The organism is Chryseobacterium sp. 2TAF14, from assembly GCF_052115105.1.
Taxonomy (GTDB): Bacteria; Bacteroidota; Bacteroidia; order Flavobacteriales; family Weeksellaceae; genus Chryseobacterium.
In genome coordinates this window covers 1-5,889 of sequence record NZ_JBFRGA010000173.1, presented here as the reverse complement: position 1 = coordinate 5,889, position 5,889 = coordinate 1, and the positions used below count along the sequence as shown (strand labels likewise).

Genomic DNA, 5,889 nt, shown 5'->3' with positions numbered 1-5,889 from the left:
GGATTCATCATTTTCGTCATTTTAATGTACAACCGAAAACAACTTCTTTATCTAAAAGAAAAACAACTCAAAGAATCTGAATACCAAAACCAGCTACTTCAAAAAGAGCTCGAAAAGCAAAAATATATTGAGGCAGAACGCGAAAGAATTTCTCATGATATGCATGATGATCTTGGAGCGGGAATTTCGGCGTTGAAGCTTCAGGCAGAATTTTTGAAACAACGGGCCGAAAACGAAGACTTAAAAAACGACATAGATGAACTTCTGAAAACCTCCGAAGAGATGAATGTTTCGATGCGCGAAATGTTGTGGAGCCTTAATTCGGGGAATGATACACTGGGAAGTTTTGTAGAATATTCGAAAATCTATGCACAGAATTTTCTTAAAAAAACAAAAATTCAGCTGAACATTGAAGATGAAAATGTAATTTCTGAAACGACTATTACTACTGAACAGAGAAGGAACCTATTTCTATGCCTTAAAGAAGCGCTCAATAATGTCTATAAACACAGCCAATCTGATCAACTAAAACTGACGTTTATACAAAAAGATAAAAAATTTATGATGGAAATTTCCGACAACGGAATAGGAATAAATAAAGAAAAGCCCGAAGGAAACGGTCTTAGAAATATGAAGCGGAGAATGCAGGAGCAAAACGGTCATTGCGAGATTACCACCGAAAACGGAACACATTTGTTTTTCAGGATAGATTTGTAAATATTTTTTTTAAAATAAATAAAAGCAGCATCATTTTTTGTGATGCTGCTTTTTCTTTTGTGAGAATCACCCGTTTGTGTAATTGATTGAAAAGGTTTTAAATAGGAATTTTGCAATGACAAAAACTAATAGCTATTTCAATAATTATTAACACTAAAGTAAATTACTATGAACACTGAAGAATTAATTAAAAAATTAACAGAAGAATTTGAAACTGAATTAAAAACTCTTACGAATCAAATTTCAAAAGAAGTTTCCGATATTCAGGATGATAGCGAAATTTTACAAGATAATGGTTCATTATTTAAAATCAAGAATGGAAATTATCAGTATAACTTTGAATGGAAAAAAATCATTTTTGATTTGCCGATTCCTCAATTTACGATGAAAACACAGAAGTTCTCTTTTGATATTCCGGAAGTAACTATGAATCTTAAAGAAATTTGTTTTGATTGGCCTAAAACAAAAATGGTTGATAAAAAAATAGGTGAAAAACCAGAGGTAACTTGTGGATGGAAAGTGACAAAAATAATTATAGGTAAAACTAAAACCTGGCAATGTACAACAAAGTTGACACCAATCATTATTTCTGTTCCGGAAGTGACTATGGAAAGAAAATGTATGTCGACAAAAATTCCGGAAATTACCATGAAAACTCAGGAAATGATCTTTAAAATTCCTGAAGCAACGGTAGTCTCAAAACAAATATCTTTCCACACTTTGGTAATCATGAGTATTGATTATAATGAATCTGAAGAAAATATTGAAAACGGAAATGAAACAATTACAAATATTCAGCAAAAAATCAATGATCTCACGGTCGCGTATGAAGGTAAAATGAGATATAAACAGACGGAGCTGGTGAATGAGCAGTTTGATAAAGCACAAAGTGAGATTTTGAGAGATGTGGAACCAGTAAAAAAAGATATCGAAAAATCAATTGAAGAGTGCAAAGGAACTATTACCGAATTAAAAAATAACGGAGCAGCAGACCAGTTGAAAATCGAAGAAGAAAAACTGAATAAACTGATTGCAGATCTTCAAAAAATTCTTGAACCTTACCAACAGACTTTGGAGATATTAAATGAAGAAAGAACAAAAGCGCTGAATGATATTGAAATACTTGAAGAAGCGGTATAATTAAAAAACTATTTATCATGAAAACAGAAAATATTTACATCATCATTGGAATCATCATATTTTGTGGGATTATTGGTGGTATAGGAAGTTCTTTAAAAGAAATGAAAGATAACGGAGGTCGATTTTTTATTAGAAATATAATGTTTGGAATCTTAGCTTCTATTACAGTTCCTCTTTTTCTAAATTTAGTTTCCAGCGATATTTTGAAACTTATCTTAGATCCTAAACAATCTAATAATAGCCATGATATTAATTATTTTGTTTTTTCTGGCTTCTGTGTAATTGTATCTTATTCTTCCATTCAATACTTAAATTTGATTTCCAGCAGAGTGGTACAAAATTTAAAGGATGATTATGCAAATCTTAAGGTTGAAAATAATAAAATGAAACAAGAGGTGGAAAGAATTAATGATGTCCAGAAAACAGTTTTAATGTATGATGAAAATGCTCAACTTGAAACGTTAAAACAATCTGCCATTATTGATGACGATGAAACAAAAGAATTAATGAAAACTATTTATAATCCTGAAAAAAAATTTACACCTGTAGATAAAGTTTATGATAATATTTCTTCGATTGAAAATGAAAAAATTAAGCAAAAAATTGAAGAACTTAAAGATAAGCGCCTCGTAAAAGAAATCAATCTGGGTGATGGTGTAAGAGCAGTTGCTTTATCTGAAGGAGCCGAAGATCTGATTTTAGAAAAATAATTATTTTAATTCTATAACAGCATAACTAAAACAAAAAGTTCTCTATTTGGAGGACTTTTGTTTTTGGTGCTTATTTAAATTACCATAACTTCAAAATTAACTAAAATTTAACTCACATAACCACATAAATTACCTCTTCCATGCGTTGAAAAGTTAAATTTTGATTAAATTTGTCTAAACTATAAAATAGACAAAAAATGAGTTACATTTCTTACATAGAAGCGAGACAAATTTTGGATTCAAGAGGAAATCCTACAGTTGAAGTTGATGTATTTACAGAAAGTGGTGCGATGGGTCGTTCTGCTGTTCCTTCAGGTGCATCTACGGGAGAGCATGAAGCGGTAGAATTGCGTGATGGCGGTTCAGAATGGATGGGAAAAGGCGTTTCTAAAGCTGTAGAAAATGTAAGAGAAGTAATTGCACCGGAATTGGTGGGTCTTCCTGTTTTTGACCAGAATCTTATCGATCAGATTATGATTGATTTAGATGGGTCAAACAACAAAGGAAGCTTAGGAGCAAACGCAATTCTTGGGGTTTCTTTAGCTGCTGCAAAAGCTGCTGCAAACGAATTAAAATTACCTTTATATAAATATGTAGGTGGTGTAAACGCAAATACACTTCCTGTTCCGATGATGAACGTAATCAACGGTGGATCTCACTCAGATGCGCCGATTGCTTTCCAGGAATTTATGGTAATGCCGGTAAAAGCAGATTCTTTCTCTCACGCTTTGAGAAAAGGAACTGAGATTTTCCACAACCTTAAATCTATTCTACATTCAAGAGGTCTTTCTACGGCTGTAGGTGACGAAGGTGGTTTTGCACCAACTTTCAAAGGAACTGAAGATGCTTTGGATACTTTGCTTCAGGCAATTGAAAAAGCAGGTTACAAACCGGGTGATGATGTAATGATCGCATTAGATTGTGCTGCATCAGAATTCTACAAAGACGGAATTTACGATTACAGAAAATTCCAGACTGCAGATGCGCCTCAGTTTTCTAGCAGCGAGCAGGTTTCTTATTTGGCTGAATTGGCAAATAAATATCCAATCATTTCTATCGAAGATGGAATGCAGGAAAACGACTGGGAAGGTTGGAAAATGTTAACTGACAAAATTGGTGACAGAGTACAATTAGTAGGTGACGATTTATTCGTAACAAATGTTGAAAGATTGTCAAGAGGAGTAAAAGAAGGAATTGCTAATTCAATCTTAGTTAAAGTAAACCAAATCGGTTCTCTTTCTGAAACAATGGCTGCTGTACAAATGGCTCAGCACAACAAGTTTACATCGGTAATGTCTCACAGATCTGGTGAAACTGAAGATTCTACTATTGCTGATTTAGCAGTAGCAATGAACTGCGGACAAATTAAAACAGGTTCGGCTTCAAGATCAGACAGAATGGCGAAGTACAACCAATTGCTAAGAATTGAAGAAGCTTTGGGTGAAACTGCAGTTTTCCCGGGCTTAGATGCTTTTAAAATCAAAAGATAATTCATTGAATTTATAAATAACGGCAAGCGAAATTTTTTAGTTTGCCGTATTTTATAATTAATAGTATATTTAAAAAAAATAAATTAAATAATGTCAGACAACAAAGTGGTATTGAATTACGACGGTAATTCGTATGAATATCCAATCGTGGATAGTACAATCGGAGACAGAGGAATAGATATTTCAAAATTAAGAGACCAGACTGGTCTTATTACCTTAGATTTAGGGTACAAAAATACAGGAGCTACATTAAGCGAGATTACTTATCTTGATGGTGATCAGGGAGAATTATTCTACAGAGGTTACCCAATCGAGCAAATCGCTGAAAAATCAAACTTCACAGAAGTAATGTATCTTTTACTTCACGGTGAATTGCCAACAAAAGAACAATTTGATACCTTCAACGGTAACATCAAAAAATATAACTTCGTTGCAGAAGAGATGAAAAAAATCATCGATGCTTTCCCTCGTTCTGCGCACCCAATGGGAGTTTTGTCTACGCTTACTTCTGCTTTAACGGCATTTAATCCTAAAGCGGTTGATGTAAGTTCAAAAGAAGAAATGGATGTAGCTGCAGAATTATTGATCGCTAAATTTGCTCATCTTGCAGCTTGGACTTACAGAAAAACTCTTGGTTTACCATTAAACCACGGTGATAACAGCTTAAACTACGTTGAAAACTTCTACAAAATGTCTTTTAGACAGCCAAACGCAGAGTTTGAAATCAATCCGGTAGTTGTAGATGCTTTAGATAAATTATTAATCCTTCACGCTGATCACGAGCAAAACTGTTCTACATCTACAGTAAGAATGGTAGGTTCTGCTCACACAGGTCTTTTTGCTTCAGTTTCTGCAGGTATTTCTGCGCTTTGGGGACCGCTTCACGGTGGTGCAAACCAAGCGGTTATCGAAATGCTTGAATTGATCGAAAAAGACGGTGGAGATGTTAACAAATGGGTAGCTAAAGCGAAAGATAAAAACGATAGCTTCCGTTTGATGGGATTCGGTCACAGAGTTTACAAAAACTTCGACCCAAGAGCAAAAATTATCAAAAAAGCTGCTGACGATTTATTAGCTGCTTTAGGAATTGAAGATAAAGCACTTGATATTGCAATGCAGTTGGAAAAAGTAGCGCTTGAAGACGAATACTTCATCGAAAGAAAATTATATCCAAACGTAGATTTCTATTCAGGAATCATCTACAGAGCATTAGGAATTCCTACAGAAATGTTTACCGTAATGTTCGCATTGGGAAGACTTCCGGGATGGATCGCTCAATGGAAAGAAATGAGACTAAAAGGAGACCCGATCGGAAGACCAAGACAGGTTTACCAAGGTGCTCAAAAAAGAGATTACATCGATATCGAAAACAGATAACATCCGTTTTCTCAGATAAATTAGATCCCAAAGTTTTGCTTTGGGATTTTTTTTGTTTAAAATTTAGAGATAGATCAGAACATAGCGAATTCAGTATCATTTTATCATTTGTTATGTTATAAATTTGAATTTTTCAAAAATGCTTATAATTACAACTTTCTGTATTGTTAAAGTTGCTCCGGAGGAGCAAAACCTTTGTAGCAAAAGATGTAAAAATAATGCGGAGCTCCGTAGGAGCGACACCTTCTGATAAGCAATGATTTAATTTGTGAGCTGTACTGAAAAAACGACAGTTTTTTATGATTATGAATAGATGATATTTTATCTCGACTTAGCTATATTTAAAATTTAACAAAGATTTTGTTATCATATTTAGTATGAATATAATTAAATTATATCTGAAAAATTAAGGTTAATCAGATTAAATTATTAAAGAAAATGCAATCTTCAAAAGC

The 5,889-nt window shown here is 33.6% G+C and carries 5 protein-coding genes; all 5 read left to right on the top strand.

Annotation, left to right across the window (positions count from 1 at the left end; genetic code table 11):
* The coding region (locus AB4Y90_RS14760; RefSeq protein WP_441558304.1) for a sensor histidine kinase at window positions 1-717 on the top strand (717 nt) is incomplete at its 5' end.
* Between the two features lie 168 nt (window positions 718-885).
* Window positions 886-1,857 carry a hypothetical protein gene (locus AB4Y90_RS14755; protein ID WP_441558303.1) on the top strand — a complete coding sequence of 324 codons (972 nt, stop codon included), beginning with the start codon at window positions 886-888 and terminating at the stop codon, window positions 1,855-1,857.
* Window positions 1,858-1,874: 17 nt separating this feature from the next.
* Window positions 1,875-2,567 (top strand): YEATS-associated helix-containing protein, encoded by a 693-nt coding sequence (locus tag AB4Y90_RS14750; RefSeq protein WP_441558302.1) that lies wholly within the window; start codon window positions 1,875-1,877, stop codon window positions 2,565-2,567.
* A gap of 197 nt (window positions 2,568-2,764) precedes the next feature.
* A complete protein-coding gene (gene eno / locus AB4Y90_RS14745; RefSeq protein ID WP_441558301.1) occupies window positions 2,765-4,057 on the top strand; it encodes a phosphopyruvate hydratase in 1,293 nt (430 codons plus the stop codon).
* Window positions 4,058-4,147: 90 nt separating this feature from the next.
* Window positions 4,148-5,434, top strand: a complete 1,287-nt coding sequence (locus tag AB4Y90_RS14740; protein WP_441558300.1) for a citrate synthase — start codon at window positions 4,148-4,150, stop codon at window positions 5,432-5,434.
* The last annotated feature ends 455 nt before the right edge of the window (window positions 5,435-5,889 follow it).